This window comes from Paraburkholderia sp. J63, assembly GCF_905220245.1.
Taxonomy (GTDB): domain Bacteria; phylum Pseudomonadota; class Gammaproteobacteria; order Burkholderiales; family Burkholderiaceae; genus Paraburkholderia.
In genome coordinates this window covers 1-2,473 of sequence record NZ_CAJMZF010000108.1, presented here as the reverse complement: position 1 = coordinate 2,473, position 2,473 = coordinate 1, and the positions used below count along the sequence as shown (strand labels likewise).

At 66.2% G+C, this 2,473-nt stretch carries 3 protein-coding genes; all 3 read right to left on the bottom strand.

Annotated features, from left to right (window positions below):
- Positions 1 to 58: 58 nt before the first annotated feature.
- The 3 genes from U5775_RS38645 to U5775_RS38635 are packed head-to-tail and all read right to left on the bottom strand — an operon-like array spanning position 59 to position 2,460.
- On the bottom strand, positions 59 to 1,201 hold the full coding sequence (locus U5775_RS38645; RefSeq protein ID WP_322063389.1) for an NAD(P)/FAD-dependent oxidoreductase: 1,143 nt from the start codon (positions 1,199 to 1,201) through the stop codon (positions 59 to 61).
- A gap of 28 nt (positions 1,202 to 1,229) precedes the next feature.
- A complete protein-coding gene (locus tag U5775_RS38640; protein ID WP_322063388.1) occupies positions 1,230 to 1,529 on the bottom strand; it encodes a Dabb family protein in 300 nt (99 codons plus the stop codon).
- A 37-nt stretch (positions 1,530 to 1,566) separates the two neighbouring features.
- Complete coding sequence (locus tag U5775_RS38635; protein ID WP_322063387.1) at positions 1,567 to 2,460, bottom strand: dioxygenase; 894 nt, start codon at positions 2,458 to 2,460, stop codon at positions 1,567 to 1,569.
- Positions 2,461 to 2,473: the final 13 nt, after the last annotated feature.

Sequence of the window (2,473 nt, the reverse complement as noted above, 5' to 3'; positions counted from 1 at the left end):
ATCGGCACCTGCACGGCGTGTTTCTGATTTTCTCTCAGGAACGGCCAGAGCCCGACGATCAAGTCCCCGTCGGTACGTGCAACGCGGTCTTCATGCGCTGTCCGGCCAGATACGCGGATTTGCCGGTCAACATCATCACCTCGGAGCGCAACTCGTCGGGCCAGTCGTTCATGTGACCGAGCTGGGCCGCGGCCTGCTGCGTGTGCTCCGTCATCGGACGCTCGGCGAGCTCCCATTGCGCGAGCGCGCCCGCCAGATCGTCGCGGTGCGCGTCGGCGAATACGGCGAGGCTCAGCGCATTCATGAGCGCGCAGCCGCCGCCCTGGCCCAGATACGGCGGCATCGCGTGCGCGGCGTCGCCGATCACGGCCACGCGGCCCTGCGCCCAGCGGCGCAGCCGCACCACTTCGAACGAGTCCCAGCGCCCCGCGTCGGCGAAACGGTCGATCAGCGAGGACAGATGCGGAAACGAAGCCTTCCACAGCGCCGCGTCCACGGGCACCTGACGCGCCGCGTGATCGTCGTCCGTGCAGCACAGCGCGATATAGAGGTCGCTGGCGCTCGCGGGCGTATAGAGAATGCGGCGCGTTCCCGAGAAATACTCGATGTATTTGCTGCGGTCCCCGGCGGGCACGTCGGCATCGTCGCGCCCGATCAGCATGCGGACCGCGCCGTAGCGCAGCGTCTCGCGGTACGCGAGCAGGTCCAGCGAATCGCGAATGCGCGAGCCGATGCCGTCCGAAGCCACCACGAGATCCGCGTCCAGGCGCGTGCCGTCCTCCAGCGTCAGCACGCCATCCGCGCTCGCGCACGAGACCGGCGAGTTCGTCACGATCTCGACGCCGGCCCGCTCGCACGCATGGGTGAGCGAGCGGATCAGCGTCTCGCGCAGGATCGTGATGAGCCGCGCGCCGCCGCTCGCGTTGATCGGAATACGCTCCATCGTGCGGTTCAGATGGTCGCGCGTTTCGAACCATTCGCCCTCGTGCGCGCCCACGACGGCCTCGTCATAGGCGCCCACGGCCTGGAGCACGCGCAGCCCGTTGCCCCAGATGTAGATGCCCGCGCCGAACGCGCGCAGGTCCGGCGCGCGCTCGTGCACGCGCACCTGCCAGCCGCGCTGCGCGAGCGCAGCGGCAGCCGTCAACCCGCCAATGCCGCCGCCCGCGATCTCCGCGCGCGGCCTGCTGCCCTGTCTCATGCTTCCTCCCCTGCGATGGATGTGGCGATCAGCATTCGTAGTCGACGAAACAACTGGCTGCCACGAGCGCATCGACCTTGGCCCGCGTTTCATGGTGCACGGGATGATGGTGATAGGCGTCGAGCGCCGCGCGGTCGGTGAACACCGTGTAGATCGCCACGTCGAAGGCCTTCTCCGAGGCCTTGAAGTTCAACCCCGCTTCGGATTCGATGAGCCCCGGAATCTTGCCCAGTTGCGCCTGCATGGCCGCATGGATGGTTGCAGCGGCGGCTTCTTTGGTTTGTCCTTCGGCGAGTTTCAGGCGCCACAGCGCAATATGCTTGATCATGAGTTTTCCTTTCGTTGTCCTGTTCTTGAGGCGTGAATTAACGGAGCCGTGCGTTTCGTGCCTGGCTCGCCGGGCACAGCACGAAATCGAAATGGCCGTGCACGTATGGGCCGCCCGTACCGGAGCGCTCGATCGACGCCGCGTCCGTGACGTCATCGAGCCCGATCACGAGGCTCTGGTGGACGCAGTTCGCCGCATCGGATTCGACATAGGGGTCGCCGTTGAAATAGATCTGCGTGGTCAGCGGCTCCTTGCCCGGATAAGTCACTTTGAGGTGCAAGTGCGCCGGGCGGAACTTGTGGCGGCCCATTGCCGTCTGCATCTCGCCAACCGGGCCGGTCTTCGAAATTTCGTAGGGGCACGGCAGGATCGTACGGACTTCGAAGCTTCCGTCTTCGAGCGCGTCGAACTGCGCGCGGAAATTCCACTCGGGCACTTCGGCGTCGATATTGCTGTAGAGGCCATCGGCCGTCGAATGCCAGAACTCGATCAGCGCACCGGGCAGCGGCTTGCCGTCCAGATCGCGCACGGTGCCCGAGAAAATCAGCGGCGTGCCGCTGACCTCGCCCTTCATCGGCACGACATAGGGCAGCGTGAGACGCGGCGCGCCGGGCAGGTAGTACGGCCCCTCGGCGTTGAACGCCGTGCCCTTCGACGAAGCGAAGTGCGCCTCCATGACCGCCGCTTCGAAAATGAAGTCGCAGATCAGGTTGACTTCGCCGGCCGCCGCCACGCGATTCATGAACTCGACGCCCTGGCAATACTCCTGGTGCGTGACCTGCTGCTCCACCACCACGCGGCGCAACGCATCGCGCATGGCGTCGTACACCTGGATCAGGCGCGGATTGACCGCCCCGGCTGCCTGCGCGCCGTGCGGCGCCGCGGGCTCGCCGGCCGGGGAAACGGAGAGTGCGGAAGATTGGGAAGACATGTGTCTCTGCTCC

Bases quoted from the DNA above. Each gene is read 5' to 3' on its own strand.
- U5775_RS38645 (WP_322063389.1), bottom strand. From the start codon at position 1,201: ATGAGACAGGGCAGCAGGCCGCGCGCGGAGATCGCGGGCGGCGGCATT.
- U5775_RS38640 (WP_322063388.1), bottom strand. From the start codon at position 1,529: ATGATCAAGCATATTGCGCTGTGGCGCCTGAAACTCGCCGAAGGACAA.
- U5775_RS38635 (WP_322063387.1), bottom strand. From the start codon at position 2,460: ATGTCTTCCCAATCTTCCGCACTCTCCGTTTCCCCGGCCGGCGAGCCC.